The sequence below is a fragment of the Kitasatospora sp. NPDC048545 genome (assembly GCF_040651155.1).
GTDB lineage: Bacteria > Actinomycetota > Actinomycetes > Streptomycetales > Streptomycetaceae > Kitasatospora.
In genome coordinates, this window is the sequence record NZ_JBEZIQ010000076.1 from 1 (window position 1) to 1,569 (window position 1,569).

Here is a 1,569-nt window from a genome sequence, read left to right on the forward strand (position 1 = left end):
AACCGCGACCGCCCCGCCAGCGACAGCCCGACGTCCACGGGCGAGCCGACCGAGCCGTCGAGGTCGGCCAGCCGCTCCACCTGCGCGTCCAGCGCAGCCTCCGACTTCGCCGAGACCACCCAGGGCACCACGCCCGGCACGACCGAGGGATCCGCCCCGGAAGCGTCCTCCGCCGGAGCCTCCTCGACGATCACGTGCGCGTTCGTGCCGCTGATCCCGAACGAGGACACCCCCGCCCGGCGGGGCCGCTCGGCCCCCGGCCACTCTCGCGCCTCCGTCAGCAGCCGCACCGAGCCCGCCGACCAGTCCACGCGCGAGGACGGCGCATCTGCGTGGAGCGTCTTCGGCAACACGCCCGCCCGCATCGCCTGCACCATCTTGATCACGCCCGCGACGCCGGCCGCCGCCTGGGAGTGGCCGAGGTTGGACTTGATCGAGCCCAACCAGAGCGGCCGGCCGTCCTCCCGCCCCTGCCCGTAGGTGGCGAGCAGGGCCTGGGCCTCGATCGGGTCGCCGAGCGGCGTCCCCGTCCCGTGGCCCTCGACGGCGTCGACCTCAGAGGCCGACAGTCCGCCGGCGGCCAGGGCCTGACGGATCACCCGCTGCTGGGAAGGGCCGTTGGGTGCCGTGAAACCGTTGGACGCGCCGTCCTGGTTCACCGCCGAGCCCCGGACGACCGCGAGGACGCGGTGCCCGTTGCGGCGGGCGTCCGAGAGCCGCTCCAACACCAGGACGCCGACGCCCTCCGACCAGCCCGTCCCGTCGGCGCCGTCCGCGAACGCCTTGCAGCGCCCGTCCGAGGCGAGCCCGCCCTGGCGGCTGAACTCCAGCAACGCGCCGGGCGTCGCCATCACGTTGACGCCGCCCGCAACCGCCAGTGTGCACTCGCCCGCCCGCAGCGCCTGGACCGCCCAGTGCAGGGCGACCAGAGAGGACGAGCAGGCGGTGTCGACCGTGACCGCCGGGCCCTCCAGCCCGAGGGTGTAGGAGAGGCGGCCGGACAGGGCCGAGGCGGCGATGCCGGTGCCGATGTCGCCGGTGGCATCGGCCAGGGAGCGCACCAGCAGGTACGCGTAGTCCTGGCCGTTGGTGCCGAGGAAGACACCGGTACGGCTGCCGCGCAGCGCCGTCGGGTCGAGGCCCGCCCGCTCGAACGCCTCCCACGAGGTCTCCAGCAGCAGGCGCTGCTGCGGGTCGGTGGAGACGGCCTCGCGGGGCGAGATGCCGAAGAAGTCGGCATCGAAGCCGGACACCGAGTCGAGGAAGCCGCCACGCCGCGAGACGCGGGTGCCGCGCTCGTCGACGCCGGCGTCCGCCAGGGCGCCGAGGTCCCAGCCGCGGTCGGCCGGGTAGCCGCCGGTGGCGTCGGTGCCGCCTGCCACGAGGTCCCAGAGGTCCTCGGGCGAGGCAACGCCGCCGGGGTAACGGCAGCCCATGCCGATGACGGCGACGGGTTCGGCGGCCGCGGCCAGGAGTCGACGGTTCTGCGTGCGCAGCCGTTCGGTCTCCTTCATCGAGGACCGGAGAGCGGCGACTACCTTGTCGTGGGGCGTGGTCATGGGTGCTCCG

At 74.7% G+C, this 1,569-nt stretch carries 1 protein-coding gene; it reads right to left on the reverse strand.

Going from position 1 to position 1,569, the window contains the following annotated elements; translation table 11 throughout:
* Positions 1 to 1,559: beta-ketoacyl synthase N-terminal-like domain-containing protein (locus tag AB0D10_RS41215; protein ID WP_360266574.1), on the reverse strand; the 1,559-nt coding region annotated here is incomplete at its 3' end.
* Positions 1,560 to 1,569 lie beyond the last annotated feature (10 nt).